The sequence below is a fragment of the Citrobacter sp. Cpo074 genome, assembly GCF_030332745.1.
In the GTDB taxonomy this organism is placed as follows: domain Bacteria; phylum Pseudomonadota; class Gammaproteobacteria; order Enterobacterales; family Enterobacteriaceae; genus Citrobacter; species Citrobacter portucalensis.
In genome coordinates this window covers 53,681-71,047 of the sequence record NZ_JAOWHG010000030.1, presented here as the reverse complement: position 1 = coordinate 71,047, position 17,367 = coordinate 53,681, and the positions used below count along the sequence as shown (strand labels likewise).

15 protein-coding genes are annotated in these 17,367 nt (G+C 53.6%); 9 read left to right on the top strand and 6 right to left on the bottom strand.

Going from position 1 to position 17,367, the window contains the following annotated elements:
* Positions 1–146: 146 nt before the first annotated feature.
* A complete protein-coding gene (gene ompR / locus OGX83_RS13175) occupies positions 147–866 on the top strand; it encodes an osmolarity response regulator transcription factor OmpR (protein WP_001157751.1) in 720 nt (239 codons plus the stop codon).
* Positions 863–2,215 (top strand): two-component system sensor histidine kinase EnvZ, encoded by a 1,353-nt coding sequence (gene envZ / locus OGX83_RS13170; protein ID WP_003827658.1) that lies wholly within the window; start codon positions 863–865, stop codon positions 2,213–2,215. The genes ompR and envZ overlap by 4 nt, the downstream gene beginning before the upstream one ends.
* A gap of 74 nt (positions 2,216–2,289) precedes the next feature.
* Here the strand turns inward: envZ and pckA are convergent, their stop codons facing one another.
* Positions 2,290–3,912: a phosphoenolpyruvate carboxykinase (ATP) gene (pckA, locus tag OGX83_RS13165; protein ID WP_003023529.1), complete on the bottom strand. Its 1,623-nt coding sequence runs from the start codon at positions 3,910–3,912 to the stop codon at positions 2,290–2,292.
* Positions 3,913–4,290: 378 nt separating this feature from the next.
* Between pckA and OGX83_RS13160 the strand changes: the two genes are divergently transcribed.
* On the top strand, positions 4,291–6,009 hold the full coding sequence (locus OGX83_RS13160; RefSeq protein ID WP_286588224.1) for a DUF4153 domain-containing protein: 1,719 nt from the start codon (positions 4,291–4,293) through the stop codon (positions 6,007–6,009).
* A gap of 109 nt (positions 6,010–6,118) precedes the next feature.
* On the opposite strand, the gene hslO is transcribed toward OGX83_RS13160, so the two are convergent.
* The 4 genes from hslO to igaA all read right to left on the bottom strand — a co-directional run bounded on the left by hslO (position 6,119) and on the right by igaA (position 10,300).
* Entirely contained in the window at positions 6,119–6,997 is an 879-nt protein-coding gene (hslO, locus tag OGX83_RS13155; protein ID WP_003023531.1) for an Hsp33 family molecular chaperone HslO, read from the bottom strand.
* Positions 6,998–7,021: 24 nt separating this feature from the next.
* On the bottom strand, positions 7,022–7,423 hold the full coding sequence (gene hslR / locus OGX83_RS13150; protein WP_079934288.1) for a ribosome-associated heat shock protein Hsp15: 402 nt from the start codon (positions 7,421–7,423) through the stop codon (positions 7,022–7,024).
* 10 nt (positions 7,424–7,433) lie between these two features.
* Positions 7,434–8,102: a GMP/IMP nucleotidase gene (yrfG, locus tag OGX83_RS13145; RefSeq protein WP_003023533.1), complete on the bottom strand. Its 669-nt coding sequence runs from the start codon at positions 8,100–8,102 to the stop codon at positions 7,434–7,436.
* A gap of 62 nt (positions 8,103–8,164) precedes the next feature.
* Positions 8,165–10,300 carry an intracellular growth attenuator protein IgaA gene (gene igaA, locus OGX83_RS13140; RefSeq protein ID WP_032945218.1) on the bottom strand — a complete coding sequence of 712 codons (2,136 nt, stop codon included), beginning with the start codon at positions 10,298–10,300 and terminating at the stop codon, positions 8,165–8,167.
* 322 nt (positions 10,301–10,622) lie between these two features.
* On the opposite strand from igaA, the gene nudE reads away from it, so the two are divergent.
* On the top strand, positions 10,623–11,183 hold the full coding sequence (gene nudE / locus OGX83_RS13135) for an ADP compounds hydrolase NudE (RefSeq protein ID WP_048236942.1): 561 nt from the start codon (positions 10,623–10,625) through the stop codon (positions 11,181–11,183).
* Between the two features lie 105 nt (positions 11,184–11,288).
* Here the strand turns inward: nudE and mrcA are convergent, their stop codons facing one another.
* Entirely contained in the window at positions 11,289–13,841 is a 2,553-nt protein-coding gene (gene mrcA / locus OGX83_RS13130) for a peptidoglycan glycosyltransferase/peptidoglycan DD-transpeptidase MrcA (protein ID WP_003827669.1), read from the bottom strand.
* 120 nt (positions 13,842–13,961) lie between these two features.
* On the opposite strand from mrcA, the gene OGX83_RS13125 reads away from it, so the two are divergent.
* From OGX83_RS13125 to hofQ, 5 genes are read left to right on the top strand one after another with little or no spacing between them, the layout of a single operon-like run.
* Positions 13,962–14,744 carry a type IV pilus biogenesis protein PilM gene (locus OGX83_RS13125; RefSeq protein WP_286588220.1) on the top strand — a complete coding sequence of 261 codons (783 nt, stop codon included), beginning with the start codon at positions 13,962–13,964 and terminating at the stop codon, positions 14,742–14,744.
* Positions 14,741–15,280, top strand: coding sequence for a PilN domain-containing protein (locus OGX83_RS13120; protein ID WP_186412914.1), 540 nt, complete (start codon positions 14,741–14,743; stop codon positions 15,278–15,280). Before OGX83_RS13125 ends, OGX83_RS13120 begins: the two co-directional genes overlap by 4 nt.
* Positions 15,264–15,719 carry a HofO family protein gene (locus OGX83_RS13115; protein ID WP_032945211.1) on the top strand — a complete coding sequence of 152 codons (456 nt, stop codon included), beginning with the start codon at positions 15,264–15,266 and terminating at the stop codon, positions 15,717–15,719. Before OGX83_RS13120 ends, OGX83_RS13115 begins: the two co-directional genes overlap by 17 nt.
* Positions 15,709–16,122 carry a HofP DNA utilization family protein gene (locus tag OGX83_RS13110; protein ID WP_186412915.1) on the top strand — a complete coding sequence of 138 codons (414 nt, stop codon included), beginning with the start codon at positions 15,709–15,711 and terminating at the stop codon, positions 16,120–16,122. Before OGX83_RS13115 ends, OGX83_RS13110 begins: the two co-directional genes overlap by 11 nt.
* Positions 16,025–17,272: a DNA uptake porin HofQ gene (gene hofQ / locus OGX83_RS13105; protein WP_186412916.1), complete on the top strand. Its 1,248-nt coding sequence runs from the start codon at positions 16,025–16,027 to the stop codon at positions 17,270–17,272. Before OGX83_RS13110 ends, hofQ begins: the two co-directional genes overlap by 98 nt.
* Positions 17,273–17,367 lie beyond the last annotated feature (95 nt).

The following is a 17,367-nucleotide window of genomic DNA, read 5'->3' as shown; positions in this document are numbered from 1 at the left end:
TGCGAGAAACATTGTATACTTAAGCTGCTGTTTAATATGCTTTGTAACAATTTAGCCTGGAATTCATACCAGAATTCGCTGGTGACTCACGTTAGCTTTCTTAAGAATATACACTTAATTGTTGCGAACCTTTGGGAGTAATAACAATGCAAGAGAACTATAAGATTCTGGTGGTCGATGACGACATGCGCTTGCGTGCACTTCTGGAGCGTTATCTGACCGAGCAGGGCTTCCAGGTTCGAAGCGTCGCAAACGCTGAGCAGATGGATCGTCTGCTGACCCGTGAGTCCTTTCACCTGATGGTGCTGGATTTAATGCTGCCGGGAGAAGATGGCCTGTCTATTTGCCGTCGCCTGCGCAGCCAGAGCAACCCGATGCCGATCATTATGGTCACAGCGAAGGGTGAAGAAGTTGACCGTATCGTAGGGCTGGAAATCGGTGCCGACGATTACATCCCGAAACCGTTTAACCCGCGTGAGCTGCTGGCACGTATTCGCGCAGTTCTGCGTCGTCAGGCGAATGAACTGCCGGGCGCACCTTCTCAGGAAGAAGCGGTTATCGCTTTTGGTAAGTTCAAGCTGAACCTCGGTACGCGTGAAATGTTCCGCGAAGATGAGCCGATGCCGCTCACCAGCGGGGAGTTTGCGGTACTGAAAGCGCTGGTAAGCCACCCGCGCGAGCCGCTGTCCCGCGACAAGCTGATGAACCTCGCCCGTGGTCGTGAATATTCTGCGATGGAACGTTCTATCGACGTCCAGATCTCCCGTCTGCGCCGCATGGTGGAAGAAGATCCGGCTCATCCACGCTACATTCAGACCGTATGGGGTCTGGGCTATGTCTTTGTTCCGGACGGTTCTAAAGCATGAGGCGAATGCGCTTCTCACCACGAAGTTCGTTTGCCCGCACGTTATTGCTCATCGTCACCTTGCTGTTTGCCAGCCTGGTGACGACATACCTGGTAGTGCTGAACTTCGCGATTCTGCCGAGCCTCCAGCAGTTTAATAAGGTTCTGGCGTACGAAGTTCGTATGCTGATGACCGATAAACTGCAACTGGAGGACGGTACGCAACTGGTGGTGCCGCCCGCATTCCGCCGGGAAATTTATCGTGAGCTGGGTATTTCTCTCTATTCCAACGAGGCTGCTGAAGAGGCCGGACTGCGTTGGGCGCAACACTATGAATTCTTAAGCCATCAGATGGCGCAGCAGCTGGGTGGCCCAACGGAAGTCCGCGTTGAGGTAAACAAAAGCTCGCCGGTCGTGTGGCTGAAAACCTGGCTGTCGCCCAATATCTGGGTACGCGTGCCGCTTACAGAAATTCATCAGGGTGACTTCTCGCCGCTGTTCCGCTATACGCTAGCGATTATGCTGCTGGCTATCGGTGGGGCGTGGCTGTTTATCCGTATCCAGAACCGGCCATTGGTGGATCTTGAACATGCGGCGCTGCAGGTGGGGAAAGGTATCATTCCGCCGCCGTTGCGTGAGTATGGCGCTTCAGAGGTGCGCTCCGTAACCCGAGCCTTTAACCATATGGCCGCGGGCGTGAAGCAGCTGGCCGATGACCGTACGCTGTTAATGGCGGGCGTGAGCCACGATTTACGTACCCCGCTGACGCGTATTCGTCTGGCGACGGAAATGATGGGCGAAGAGGACGGTTATCTTGCGGAGTCCATCAATAAGGACATCGAAGAGTGTAACGCCATCATCGAGCAGTTCATCGATTACCTGCGTACCGGTCAGGAGATGCCAATGGAGATGGCAGATCTGAACTCGGTGCTGGGTGAAGTGGTTGCGGCAGAAAGCGGCTACGAACGTGAAATCGAAACTGCGCTGCTGCCGGGCAGCATTCAGGTGAAGATGCACCCGCTGTCGATCAAGCGTGCGGTTGCCAATATGGTGGTTAATGCCGCCCGCTACGGCAACGGCTGGATTAAGGTCAGTAGCGGAATGGAGCAGCATCGCGCCTGGTTCCAGGTAGAAGATGATGGTCCGGGCATCAAGCCGGAGCAGCGTAAGCACCTGTTCCAGCCGTTTGTCCGCGGCGACAGCGCGCGCAGTACCAGCGGCACGGGCCTGGGTCTGGCGATTGTGCAGCGTATTATTGATAACCATAACGGTATGCTGGAGATTGGTACCAGTGAACGCGGTGGGCTGTCGATTCGTGCATGGCTTCCGGTTCCCTTCACTCGCGCGCCGGGCAACACGAAAGACGCATAACAAAGGGAGGCAAAATGCCTCCCTTTTTGTTGCTGTAGGCCGGATAAGGCGAAACTGCCATCCGGCACTTTTCGTTACAGCTTCGGTCCGGCGCTAACCAGCGCTTCACCTGCAGGGGTGTCGGTATATTTCTCGAAGTTCTCGATAAACAGTTTCGCCAGTGCATTGGCTTTTTCCTGCCACTGCTCCGGAGATGCGTAGGTATTACGCGGATCGAGAATGCGAGTGTCCACACCCGGCAGCTCGGTCGGGATAGCCAGGTCAAACATTGGCAGACGGAACGTTTCCGCGTCATCCAGCGAACCGTTCAGGATGGCGTCGATAATCGCACGGGTATCTTTGATAGAGATACGCTTGCCGGTACCGTTCCAGCCGGTGTTAACCAGATACGCCTGCGCACCTGCCGCCTGCATACGTTTCACCAGCACTTCTGCGTACTGCGTTGGGTGCAGAGACAGGAATGCTGCGCCGAAGCAGGCTGAGAAGGTTGGGGTCGGTTCGGTGACGCCGCGTTCGGTACCGGCCAGTTTGGCGGTGAAGCCAGACAGGAAGTGGTACTGTGTTTGGTCTGCGGTCAGGCGAGAAACCGGCGGCAGCACGCCAAATGCGTCGGCGGTCAGGAAGATCACTTTGGTAGCATGGCCCGCTTTTGACACCGGCTTAACGATATTATCGATGTGATAAATCGGGTAGGAAACGCGGGTGTTCTCAGTTTTTGAACCATCATCGAAATCGATGGAACCATCTTCGCGCACGGTGACGTTTTCCAGCAGCGCGTCACGACGGATCGCGTTGTAGATTTCCGGCTCGGCATCTTTAGACAGTTTGATGGTCTTCGCGTAGCAACCGCCTTCGAAGTTAAACACGCCGTCGTCATCCCAGCCGTGTTCGTCATCGCCAATCAGGCGACGTTTCGGGTCGGTGGACAGCGTGGTTTTACCGGTGCCGGACAGGCCAAAGAAGACTGCCACATCGCCTTTTTCCCCAACGTTTGCTGAGCAGTGCATGGAGGCAATGCCTTTCAGCGGCAGCAGGTAGTTCATTACGGAGAACATACCTTTCTTCATTTCGCCGCCGTACCAGGTACCGCCAATCAACTGGATACGCTCAGTCAGGTTGAAAGCCACGAAGTTTTCGGAGTTCAGACCCTGCTCTTTCCACTGCGGGTTGGTGCATTTAGCGCCGTTCATCACGATGAAATCAGGTTTGAAATCAACCAGCTCTTCGTCGCTTGGGCGGATGAACATGTTTTTGACAAAATGCGCCTGCCAGGCAACTTCGGTAATGAAGCGCACGGAAAGACGGGTATCGGCGTTAGCGCCGCAGAAAGCATCAATGATAAACAGGCGCTTGCCGGAAAGTTGCTGGGTGACTAATCCTTTCAGATGCTGCCAGGTTTCCGGGGAGAGCGGTTTGTTGTCGTTCTTACCTTTACCTTTGTCGGACCACCACAGCGTGTCGCGCGTGGTGTCGTCACGGACAATGTACTTATCCTTTGGCGAACGTCCGGTAAAGATACCGGTATCAACGGCAACGGCGCCCAGATTCGTTAACACGCCACGTTCATAACCTTCCAGGTTTGGATCAAGTTCTTCCTGGAAAAGCGTGTCGTAGTCTGGATTGTAAACGATATCCTGAACGTCATTGATACCATAAGCCTTGAGATCTTGCGGGGTTAAACTGTTGTTCACACGCATTTCACTGCTCCTTAGCCAATATGTATTACCTGGAATAGTAAGGTTTTTTAGGGATTGTTAACCGCGACAAGGCTCATAGATTTACGCATCCGGGAAAATCACGGGCGACCGAATGCGCTGCGACTCCTGTCACAAAGAGGCAGATATTATGGCAGGAAACCCTTTTTTGTTGTGGAAAATGTTCTTAAAACGTTAATGGAGAGTGTTTTTGGCGGGAATCTTGTGAGTGTAATCGCATTCACGTAAGAAATGAATGTTGGATATACATAAACAATATCGATTCACTTCCCGTCGTCGTGGTCTGAAATCGCTCTATCAATGCTCAAAATTGTGAAGTTGATGCGATAATTAGCTTTTCCCTTCATTCTGGATACTGACATGGATAGTGCTGAAATTTCACGTACGACGCGTTGGGGCATGATATTCATCGGCCTGTTGCAGGGGACATTATGCTATCTGCTGATGACATATCTGGCGCCCCATAATGACGGCTGGCTGTTCTATGGCATGCCTGCGACGATTGCGATCACCTCGGCACTTTTGCTTACTGTTGTTTCTTTCAAACAACGCGCGCTGTGGTACTGGATGGCGCTGATCTTTGTTGTGGTGCTGGCGATGAGCGTCTGGCTAAAGTGGCAAGTCGAGGACAGTGATAAGTGGCGGCAACATGAAGTTTTTATGTTCTACGGTTGGCGCTTACTGCTGATGGCGATGCTTGCTTTGCCCTGGATTCAGTACTCGCTTCATGTCTCTCGTGAGCAGGCGCGTTACCCGCATTTTTATCGGCAATTGTGGCTTAATGCGTTGACGTTGCTGATTGTCTTTGTCGCCAACGGTTTGTTCTGGCTGGTGCTCCTGCTATGGAGCGAGATGTTTAAGCTGGTCGGTATTCCCTTCTTCAGCACGCTCTTCTTTGATACCGACTGGTTTGGCTATGTGGCCTTTGGTCTGATTACCGCACTGGCAGTGGTACTGGCCCGAACACAGTCGCGTCTGGTCACGGCGGTACAAAAATTACTGACGTTTATCGCCACCGGTCTGTTACCTCTGGTCGCGCTGTTGGCGCTGATGTTCATACTGACCTTACCCTTCACCGGGCTGGAGGCTATTTCGCAACGCGTGTCTGCGGCCGGGTTGATGTCAACGCTGACGCTGCTCCTATTGCTGTTGATGGCTATTGTGCGTGAACCGCAAAAAGAGGCGTTACCCTATCCTGGCGCGTTACGCTACCTGATCAAATGCTCTCTGATTGTCGCGCCCATCTATATGCTGATTGCAGGTTGGTCACTGTGGGTCCGAATACAGCAGTACGGTTGGACGCCTGAGCGTTTGTATGGCGTGCTGGTGGTCGTGGTACTGCTGGTATGGTCGTTTGGCTATCAGGCCAGCATTTTGCGCCGCGGGCGCAATCCGCTTGAGCTTCAGGGGCTGGTCATTCTTGGCGTTTCGTTGCTGGCGTTGGGGCTGTTGGTTCTGCTGTCATCGCCGGTTATTGATGCCTGGCGCATCAGCGTTAACAGCCATATGAGGCTGTATCACAGCGGAAAAATTAAACCGGATCAAGTCAGCCTGTATATGTTGGCTCACAGTGGAAAACCGGGGCGCGCAGCGTTGGAAGCATTACAAAAAGATGTGGCGTTTAATCAAGACAGTAAACGCAGACGCGACTTGAATTCTCTGCTGCAAGGGCGCCGGGATCCGGTTAAAGAGCTAAGCGCAACACAGTTAGTATCGAAGGTTGTGATTGCTCCGGGGAGCCAGAAGCCAGACGATGCGTTCTGGGCGTTTGTCAAAACACAGGGGTATCGCATCACCTCTTGTGCTGAGCAGAATGCGTGCGTACTGGTGAGTCAGGACCTCAATGCGGATGGTCATCCTGAGCAGGTGTTATATGCCTTTGGCGATGGGGAGAGTCTGGTCTTCGGCATGCAGAAAAACAAATGGGATTTGTTAGCGGTTGCCAGGCTACCTGAAGGATTCACTAAGGATAAATTGCTGCAGGCGGTAGCGAATCAGCAACTGGGCTCAGCCCCCAGAATCTGGCGGGATATCACTATTGATGGCAAAAGACTGCCGATGACTTATTACACCGAGTGAGTGTGTTGCCGACATCGTTTTTGCCGGATGGCAGCGCGAACGTTTTATCAGGCCTACGACAGATTTTCCGTAGGCCTGATAAGCGCCGTGCCATCAGGCAAGACGGTGATTAATGCACCTGGGGATCGGCAGGGGAGGCATTGCTGCGGATCTCAGCAATATCCATGGCGTTAAACAGATAGTGGCTACCGCAGTAATCGCAGTGCATATCGATCTCGCCTTCTTCCGCCAGAATGCTGTCCACTTCTTCGTCCGGCAACGTTTTCAGTGCGCCTGCGCAGCGTTCGCGTGAACAGGTGCATTTGAACTCAACGTCCTGCGGATCGTAGAGAGTAACCTCTTCTTCGTGGTACAGGCGCCACAGCACTTCGTTGGCCGGCAGCGTCAGCAGCTCTTCGGCTTTGATAGTTTCGGTCAGGGCGGTCAGGTGATCGAAATCATCTGCCTGCGCGTTTTGCGCCGGCATTACCTGCAGCAGCATTCCGCCAGCAGCGGGTTTGCCATCAACGTCGCCAGTGCGGATGAACAGGCGTGTCGGCAGCTGTTCAGAACGCATGAAGTAATCTTCCAGACACGCTGCCAGCGTGTCACCTTCCAGACCGACCACGCCTTGATAACGCTCGCCTTCTTCCGGGGTAATGGTGATCACCAGGTAACCGTTGCCCACCAGCGTTTTCAGATCGGCATCTTCAGGAATATCACCCTGCATGCGGGCCACGCCGCGCATCTGCTGATTGTTGTTGCCGTTGATGACGGCCAGGCTCAGCGGACCATCACCCTGCAACTGCACAGTGATATCACCGGCAAATTTCAGCGTGGCGGTGAGCAGGCTGGTGGCAACCAGCAGCTCAGCCAGTACGTTTTTGACCGGCTGCGGGTAAGTATGATTTTCGAGGATCTGTTGCAGGGTTTCCGAAACGGTCACCAGCTCGCCGCGCACGGCAAAGTTTTCAAACAGATAACGATGTAATTGGTCATGTTGCGGCATAATCATCTCTCTTGCAGGTGACAGTCACTCGCTGTCGCCGTGTTTAAATCGTAACAGGTCGCGGCGCTCTTTCTTGTCCGGTCGTCTGTCCGGGTGCGGCATGGTTAACGCGTTAAGTTTACGCGCCAGCGCCATTTTTTCGCGTTTTTCCACGCTTTCCGCGGTTTCTTCATACAGCGTAACGGCTTCCGTTGCCGGGCGACGCTGCTCGGTAATGGCCTTGATAATGACTGTTCGTTCGTCATTTCCCTGGCGAAGGGTGAGGGTGGCGTTCAGCTCGACAATCTTGCTTGGCTTACTGCGCTGGCCGTTGTAGTGCACCTTACCGCCTTCAACCATTTCGCGGGCTAGCGCACGCGTTTTGTAAAAGCGTGCAGCCCACAGCCATTTATCCAGCCTGATTTCAGCAGAGGGCTTTTCTTTCATGGCGTCTCCTTCACATCAGTGAGGGGATCAGTCGGCGGTAGTCATTCAGTGACGGATGGCGTGCGTACTGTTTTTCGGCGATGCCGGAGTCGGGATTGGTCACGCCGAGGCAGTAACGAATACCGTACAGAGCAGCGGCGTCGAGAATGGGTTCGCTGTCGTCAATAAACAGCGTCTTCTCTGCACTCATTCCCGTTTCTTCAGCCACAGCGTGCCATAACCGCTGATCCTCTTTGGGATAACCAAATGTGTGGGTGGAAAGTAATAAATCAAGGTGTGAGGCCAGACCGGTATGCTCAAGCTTCACCGCCAGATTATGCGGATGCGCGTTGGTGAGCAAAATGCGGCGCTTGCCGCTGGCTTTTAAGGCATCAAGAAACGGTACGGTATCTTCGCGCAAAACGGCGCGCGGTCCCTGTTCCGTGGTCATGGCGCAAATATCCAGATCCAGGCACTCGCTCCAGTAATCCAGGCAATACCAGTTTAGCGTATGCTGCACGGCATGATACTGCTGACGAATATAGTCCTGAGCTTCCTGAGGAGAGATACCCTGCTTCGCGCCATAGGTTTCCGGCACCAGTTTTTGCCAGAAATAGTTATCGAATGCCAGGTCGAGCAGCGTGCCGTCCATATCTAACAACACGGTGTCGACATCCTGCCAGGCAATATTGATATGCATGGAAACTCCCCAGAAGAAAACATGATGCGCGACAGGGTAGCATATCCTGTCGCGCGAGCGTGTTATCGAATCAGGCTTTCCGGGTTGTCAATCAGTGTTGGATTCAGACAACTTTCGTAGTAGCTCTGAATTTCCGCGATGCGGGTGCGGTGACGCTGGTAGCGTCTGAATGCCTGTATGCTGTTGTAGATAGCGCATCCGAGCATGGAGAACATCAGCAGCGTCGTGCCAAGGTAGCGCCATAAACCTGAGCGGTCCGGGATACGGTGCAGTCCAATGTGCTGGGTGCCATTGGCGTCAGTCGAAATATTGGTGACGATCCCTTCCGCGCGAAACGGCGTCTGCATTAGCATCTGCGCCAGGCGCTGGAAGGCGTTCCACTGTTCCTGAGGTGGATAGTCATATAGCGAGGTCGTCGGCCACGGCTGATCGACTAGATCGCTGCCTTCATCGCTGATAATCAGGAAACCGCCAGGGGCAGGGCTATTCAGCGCCTGGGCTGCTCGCGCAGTCTCGCGTGAAATAAACGGCGCCGTAGAGGTATTCACCAGATTATCCAGTGACTCTGCGCTTACCGGACGCAGCAGCACGTTCACGCCATCCAGTTTGCCTGCGTTTGCTCGCTTCACCAGCGCGGCCCAGTCTTTACTGTTACCGAGGTTAACCAGCGCATTTTTTAAGCGCACACATTCATCTTTGGCTGCACACAGATCGGCCGTTTTCAGGACAATCTCACCAAAATCGTCCAGTAATACCATGCCGGACTTTTGGATTGCTGAGCGTAGCGATGCGCTGACGCGAGAGTCATCGTCAGGTTTGGGATGCAGCTGACGGCTCACGGCCTGCGTGAGCGCGGTAGCCTTATTCACCAGGTCAGACTCAGGCAGCGGCAATGCGCGCGCGTCATTCCAGATAATTTGCGAGCAATCGAAAGGCATAAACGGCGTGGCAGGCTGCGCATTCCAGCTTCCTTGGGTATGAATGTTACACATACCCGTACCACTCAGGTGCAGCGTGTCACCCACGCGAACGCCCGCGTTTTCGAGCTGTTTAACGCTGGTGGCTTCGATAGTTTGAGCGCCCTTCATCCAGGAGAGCGTGACCTTTATCGGCATATCCAGCGGGATCCAAAACAGCAGCATCAGCAGTACCAGTAACGAGCCGCCTGCGATGACGGCGTTGCGCAGCCAGTGCTGTAACGGGAAGTTTTTCACTTCATCGTGCAGAGATAAAAAACGCCCCTGGCGGGCAACGTGGCGATCGAGATAAATATCGATATCCGTTTGCTGGCCAAGGTCTTGGGCGATGTAAGGTTGCCAGTGAGGTGGGTAGATCAGATCAATAATACCCAGCGAGATATTATTAATTTGTTCCTGGTCGTTTTCGCCAAATAACCCCCAGCGACGTGGCGTACCGCGCAGACAATGAATTTCCCGCAGGGCGCTTTTAGACGGCGGGGCGAACAATCCCCACAGACCCGCAGCTAACAGCAATACCGCGCCACCAACTGCCCACGGAACAAACGTATTCGGGATAACCAAACAGAAAAAGAACAGCAGGAATGAGGCGGTTATCAGTAACGCCTCGCGCAATCCCGAAGGGCGGCTGAGCGCATATTCTTCATGGGTTTCCTGGCGAATATTCAGCAGTTCAATCTGCTCACTTTCTTCACCACGAATGGACGCCTGGGTAGAAGCGGTGTGCTGTAACGCATAACCTCGCGCTTCCTGCATATATTCCTGCAGCGTATGGCCGTTCAACGAGATAACCAGCGGTATCGTATTGGTGTGGATTATCTCAACGCTGTTTTCGTCGTTGATGTATTGTTCCCAGAAAGGGGGAAGATGTACCTCAACGGAATCAAGATAGTAGCGCCATTTGTTAGGATCGTCGGTGGTAATGCCGTAACGTGTAATCGAACGAGTAAGCACGATGACGCTATTACTTTGGGCATTCAACGTTAATGAGACCGGTGCAGCACTGGCTCCTGTGGGACCGGGTACTTGCTGAATTTGACTAAGGCTTTCGAGATAGTTTTCGACTGCGCTGCGTTCTTCAGGTGTGAGTTTACGTTTCGAGGCGTCTGAGAAGACGCTGCTCAAGGGTAAATTTTTCTGCCTGGATTTTGATTTGAGTAGCCATCCTGCAAGCAATGAGCAGGCCAGCAAAGCAGCTAAAAAAATCAGAATGGTGCTCATGCTTTCCCCATCTTACTTAGTCTGTCAGGCGTGGTCAGTCGCACCCTGTTCAATATTCGTGATTCTGTGGTTGGCTATCGGCAAGTGTGGAGTCGAACTTGAGCATCTTTAAGTACAGCCCAGTAAATGCGAATCATAGCAAAATCACCAAAAATGGAATATCAGCAAATTCCTGGAGTTATTTCAACCTATTGACTTTTAATTTGAAATAGGGATTAACTTTTAGTACGTTACATAAATGTAAATAAACGGCAATTCACATTGCCGAAACCGTGCGGTATATCGCACAATAACCCCAGATTTCACAGCAAAGATCCTCACAATGAGCAAATCATTACAGAAACCCACGATTTTGAAAGTGGAAACCATCGCCCAATCCCGGCTGTTTAAGGTCGAAAGCGTGGACCTTGAGTTCAGCAATGGCGTACGCCGCGTTTATGAACGTATGCGTCCATCCACGCGTGAAGCGGTAATGATTGTGCCGATTGTTGACGACCATCTGATCCTTATTCGCGAATACGCGGTCGGGACCGAGTCCTACGAACTGGGTTTTTCCAAGGGATTAATCGATCCTGGCGAAAGCGTGTTTGAGGCGGCGAATCGGGAGCTGAAAGAAGAGGTGGGGTTTGGCGCAAAAGATCTGACGTTTTTAAAGAAACTCAGCATGGCGCCATCTTATTTCTCCAGCAAGATGAACATCGTGGTGGCAGAGGACTTATATCCTGAATCGCTGGAGGGTGATGAACCTGAGCCATTACCGCAGGTGCGCTGGCCGCTGGCGCATTTGATGGACCTGCTGGAAGACCCTGATTTTCACGAAGCGCGTAATGTCAGTGCGCTGTTCCTCGTACGCGAATGGCTGAAAGGGCAGGGACGGCTTTAATTACGATTGCCAACTGATACCTTATCCAGCCTACAAAATTCCGGAAGATCAAATAATTGTACCGAAATTGTAGGCCGGATAAGCGAAGCGCCATCCGGCAATCGATCAGAACAGTTCGTGTGTCTCACCATTATCAATAATGGTTGTTCCCACCTCATGCACCGCCTGTTGCGTCGGCTGAGTGCCTTCAATGAAGTACTCTGCGCGGCTGTTACCGCCGCTCGCCAGTTGACCGGTACTGCGATCGATATTGACCGTCACGATACCCGGTGGTGGCGTCAGCGGCTGTTCAGGCACACCTTCCAGCACGGATTTCATGTAAGCATCCCATGCAGGCTGCGCACTCTTCGCACCGCCTTCGTAGCCGGAGATTTGGTCCTTGATCGCGCCGGAAGCCGTTGTATGACCAAGGTTGCGGCGATGGTCATCAAAGCCGATCCATACCGACGTTACTACCCCTGGTCCGTAACCGGAGAACCACGCATCTTTAGAGCTGTTGGTAGTCCCCGTTTTCCCGCCGATATCATGACGCTGTAAATCGCGACCTGCGCGCCAACCGGTTCCCATCCAGCCTGGTTCACCAAAGATATTGGTGTTCAGCGCGCTTTTAATCAGGAAGGCCAGCGGCGTGTTGATCACGTGCGGAGCGTACTCTTGTGTTCCGCTTTGCGCGACCAGTGCCTGGTTCGCCTGCTCAAGCTGCGGCATAGGCACGGCGGCATTCTGCTGTTCCTGCGAGACGGCGACATCTTCTACGTTACTGTTTTCCAGCACGTTAGATTTCTGGGTATCGCCGTAAATCACCGGAATATCGCATTCCGGGCAGGCAATTTTTGGCTTCGCTTCGAAGATAACGCCGCCCATATCGCTTTCGATCTTACTGATGAAATACGGATCGACCAGGAAGCCTCCGTTAGACATCACCGCGTAACCGCGCGCCACCTGCAACGGCGTGAACGAAGCCGAACCCAGCGCCAGTGATTCGGTATGCACAATGTTCTGTGCCGGGAAACCGAAACGTTGCAGATACTCTGCCGCGTAATCCACGCCCATGGCGCGCATGGCGCGTACCATCACCACGTTTTTCGACTGACCCAGCCCCTGACGTAAGCGGATAGGACCGGCGTACTGCGGCGGGGAGTTCTTCGGCTGCCAGTCAGAACCAGCACCGGCATCCCAGCGGGAGATTGGCACGTCGTTGAGCATGCTCGCCAGCGTCAGACCTTTATCCATTGCGGCGGTATACAGGAATGGCTTGATGTTGGAGCCCACCTGGCGTAACGCCTGGGTTGCACGGTTAAACTTGCTCTGGTTGAAGTCAAAACCACCAACCAGCGCCAGCACCGCGCCGTTTTGCGGATTGATGGAGACCAGGGCGGAGTTGACGTCCGGCACTTGCGCCAGCCACCAGGCATCTCCCACCTGGCGTACCCAGATTTGCTGGCCAGTCTGTACTACGTCGGTCACTTTACGCGGCGTCGGGCCTTGTTGAGTATCCGAACGGTAAGGACGCGCCCAGCGCATACCATCCATCCGTAATGACACTGATGTACCATCCGCCAGCGCGGCAATGGCTTCCTGTGGATTGGCGCTGGTAACAACCGCCGGCAGCAGGGGGCCATAAGTCGGCAGCGCTTTCAGCGTATCGGTAATTTTCTTGCTGTCCCAACTGCTTTCGCCCACTTTCCACAGCACGTTCGACGGGCCGCGGTAGCCGTGGCGCATGTCGTAATCCATCACGTTGTTACGTACTGCCTGCTGAGCTGCCTGCTGTACTTTGCGCGTAATGGTGGTGGTGATGCGATACCCGTCTTCATAGGCTTTCTCGCCATAACGGTTATACATCTCCTGGCGCACCATTTCAGACAGATACGGTGCAGAGAAAGCGATTTCCGGCGCGTGGTAGTTGGCGTCAATGGCCTCGCCGCGTGCCTGATCGTACTGGGCTTGCGTGATGTAGTTTTCGCTCAACATACGCGACAGTACAACGTTACGTCGCGCGGTTGCACGGTCCATCGAATAGAGCGGGTTGAAGGTTGACGGCGCTTTTGGCAGACCGGCAATCACCGCAATTTCACTTAAGCTGAGTTGATCCACCGTCTTACCGAAATAGACCTGCGCGGCAGCACCCACGCCATAGGCGCGATACCCCAGATAGATCTTGTTCAGATACAGTTCGAGGATCTCATCTTTACTCAGCAGTTGTTCAATGCGGATCGCCAGAAACACTTCTTTGATCTTACGCATCAGCGTACGTTCCGGGCTCAGGAAGAAGTTTCTCGCCAACTGTTGGGTAATGGTACTCGCCCCTTGCGACGCGTGACCAGAGAACAATGCGACGCTGGCCGCACGGAAGATCCCCACCGGGTCTACCCCATGGTGCTCATAAAAGCGGCTGTCTTCTGTGGCGATAAAGGCTTTAACCATTACCGGCGGCATCTGATCCAGCGTGACCGGGATTCGACGTTTCTCGCCATATTGCGCGATTAGCTCGCCGTCAGCGCTGTAAACCTGCATCGGGATCTGTAAACGCACATCTTTGAGCGTCGCGACGTCAGGCAATTGCGGCTCAATATAGCGATAGAGGCCATAAATCGAGCCTGCTCCCAGCAGGATGCAACATACTGCAAGGATTAATAAATACTTTACGAACTTCACTGGAGATTTCCCATTTAGTGGCATTTGGGCAGTTTATAAACAAACGCGCGGTAGTATAAAGGCAAGCCAGACGCATTGATATACCCGTTAAAGCGACGGGTGATAAGGAGATCATCAGCAATGGCTTTCAATATCTGGAAAATTGGTCTGCATATTCAGCAACATGAAGCGCTGGCTGTCGCTATCGTTCGCGAAGCATCAGGTTGGTATCTGCAACGCTGGTGGCGTATACCGCTGACGCCTCAGGCTATCGTCGATGGCCACATTCGCGAGCCTGAACAGCTGGTCTCCGCGCTGCTGCCGTGGAGCCGGGAGCTTCCTCGCCGACACCATATTCATCTCTCTTTTCCCGCCAACAGGACGTTACAAAAAAAGTTTCCTCGTCCGACAATGACGTTACGCGAGCCTGAGCAAACCGCATGGTTGTCTGGTTCGATGGCGCGTGAACTGGATATGGCGCCGGATGCGCTGCATTTTGATTATAGCGAAGACACGTTGAGCCCGGCGTTTAACGTCACTGCTGCGCAAAGCAAAGAGATTTCAGCGCTTCTGACGCTTATCCAAACCCTGAAGGTGCAGGTTACGGCGATTACACCGGATGCCAGCGCGTTACAGCGATTTATTCCCTTCTTGCCAGAGCATCAGCAGTGTCTGGTATGGCGTGATGACGCCCAGTGGTTATGGGCGACCCGTTCGGCATGGGGACGTAAATCAACGGGCGATATTGGCAGTATCGATGAGCTTGCCACGACATTATCTCTGCCCACGACAGCCATTGCGCAATGCTCCCCTGGCGGCTTCGATCCTTTGAGCGCCGTGTCTGTACGCCAGCCGCCCATTCCAACGCAAAGTCATCACTTCGCCATTGCGCTGGGACTCGCTATGGGAGGCGCGTACCGATGATAGCGACCATTAATCTTCTGCCCTGGCGTCAGACTCGGCGTTACGCTTGCCTGCGCTTCTGGGGCATCTTATTTAGCGCTTCGCTACTGCTTAGTATTGGCGTGTTGTTGCGCTATTACAGCGTGTTGAGTGTAGAAAATCGGGCTGAATTGTTGCTGACAGATGCCGAAAAGACGCGTGTCGAGGCCTTAATGGCGCTAAAGCCGCGTATGCAGCAGCGCCAGCAACGATGGCAACAGGTGCAGGCACGGAACAAACAGCGTGAGCAGACCCGAAGCTGGCAGTCGGTTTTGCAAGAGCTGGCGGAATTACTGCCTGAGCAGGCGTGGTTAACAAAAATGACCTGGCAGCAGGACACGCTGGAACTGACGGGAAACACGCTGAACTTTGCCGCGCTGAAGACTCTGGAAACGCAATTACGCCAGCAGCCATTATTTCAGTTGAGCAGCCCCGGTGAAACGCAGCAGGATGCGCAGGGACACTGGCAATTCCACTATCGACTGACACGGAGCGGTGCGCATGATAACGCTCTGTGATGTCTGGTTAGCGCAGTCGCCGCGCTTTCGACTCATCTGCTGGTGCGGCTGGATGTTGGGGCTACTCATACTGGTGACGTTATGTCTTTATCCCGTAGCGCGGGAGCGGACGATGCAACGCGAGACGCTGGTCCAGCAACGGGCAGCTATTCAGATGCAATGGCGAGATGTCTATCTGCTGGCGGCATCACCAGCAGAGCCGGAAGAGAAACTGACCCTGTTCTCTCCACTACTGTTTCAGACTTCACTTACTCGTCTTATCCACTGGCAACCCTCCGCGCAAGGCGGAGAGATGGCGCTGATATCGGCCTGGGATGCTATCCCGCAGACGTTTGTCCAGTTGGCGGATCAGGGGATGAACGTCAGCCGATTTTCGCTTAGCGCAGAAGACACGGAGCTGCTGCTAACGCTACAGCTGGAGCGTCTGAATGACGGTTGAACGCTGGCTGTTGATATGCGTAAGCGTACTGATGCTCACCGGTATGCGTAATCCCTTCCTGCCGCCGGAGGACCGTTGCCAAATTGCTGAGCTGTCGACATGGCGTTTTCAGGGCATGGTGAGCCAGGGCACGCGACCCATTGGCATCGTTCAGGATAGCCAGAAAAAATGGCGGCGGGTTAAGCCAAATGACGTCCTGAAAAACGGTTGGACGATTACGCAGATAACGGCCCAGAACATAACCCTCGACACAGAAAGAAACTGCGAACCGCCGCGGTGGCAGTGGCAACGACAAGGAGCGGTAAATGAAGCGATGGATAGCGTGGATAGTAATAGCGCTGGCGGTCGGGATAACGAGCGCACTGGCGACGAAACCGCAAAACGTGACGCTGGTGGTCGATGATGTGCCGGTTACTCAGGTATTGCAGGCGCTGGCTGAACAGGAACAGAAAAACCTGGTGGTTTCGCCAGATGTCAGCGGTGTGCTGTCGCTGCATTTGACGGATGTCCCCTGGAAGCAGGCATTGCAGACGGTGGTAAAAAGTGCCGGACTGGTATTACGCCAGGAGGGAAACATCCTGCATGTACATTCTGTTCAATGGCAGAGTGAAAATGCGGCCCGCCAGGACAATGAACAGGCGCGGATTCAGGCCAGTATGCCGCTGGAGCAGCGCAGCATTATTTTGCACTATGCCGATGCTGCCGAGCTGGCAAAAGCAGGAGAAAAGCTGCTCAGTGCCAAGGGAAGTATGACGGTGGATAAACGGACCAACCGCTTACTGCTGCGTGATAATAGCGTTGCGCTTAACACCCTGGAAAAGTGGGTATCGCAAATGGATTTGCCGGTTGCCCAGGTCGAACTGGCGGCGCATATCGTCACCATAAATGAAAAAAGTTTGCGCGAGCTGGGGGTGAAGTGGTCGCTGGCTGACGCACAACAATCGGGGGCGGTTGGGAATGTCACGACGCTCGCCAGCGACCTTTCTGTAGCCACCGCCACATCCCGTGTGGGATTTAATATTGGCCGCATTAACGGTCGTTTACTGGAACTGGAGTTGTCTGCGCTGGAGCAAAAACAGCAGTTGGATATCATCGCCAGCCCACGATTACTGGCATCTCATCTGCTACCTGCCAGTATTAAGCAGGGCAGTGAGATCCCTTATCAGGTCTCCAGCGGTGAAAGCGGTGCGACATCCGTCGAGTTCAAGGAAGCGGTACTGGGGATGGAGGTAACACCAACGGTGTTGCAGAAAGGGAGAATCAGGCTGAAACTGCATATCAGCCAGAATGTTCCCGGACAGGTTCTACAGCAGGCAGATGGCGAAGTGCTGGCTATCGACAAGCAGGAGATTGAAACTCAGGTCGAGGTAAAAAGCGGCGAGACGATTGCGCTTGGCGGGATTTTTTCACATAAGAATAAATCCGCAGCCGACAGCGTGCCGCTATTAGGCGACATTCCCTGGCTTGGCTCTCTTTTTCGCCATGATGGTAAAGAAGACGAACGGCGCGAATTAGTGGTCTTTATTACGCCCAGACTGGTTTCAACGGAATAACTTATGCATGAAAAGCCGTTGTTTTTGCACTGAACACGTTTCAGGGATTTGACGTGAGGGTGTATTTAGCATACAAGGAGTACCGATTTGAGCGT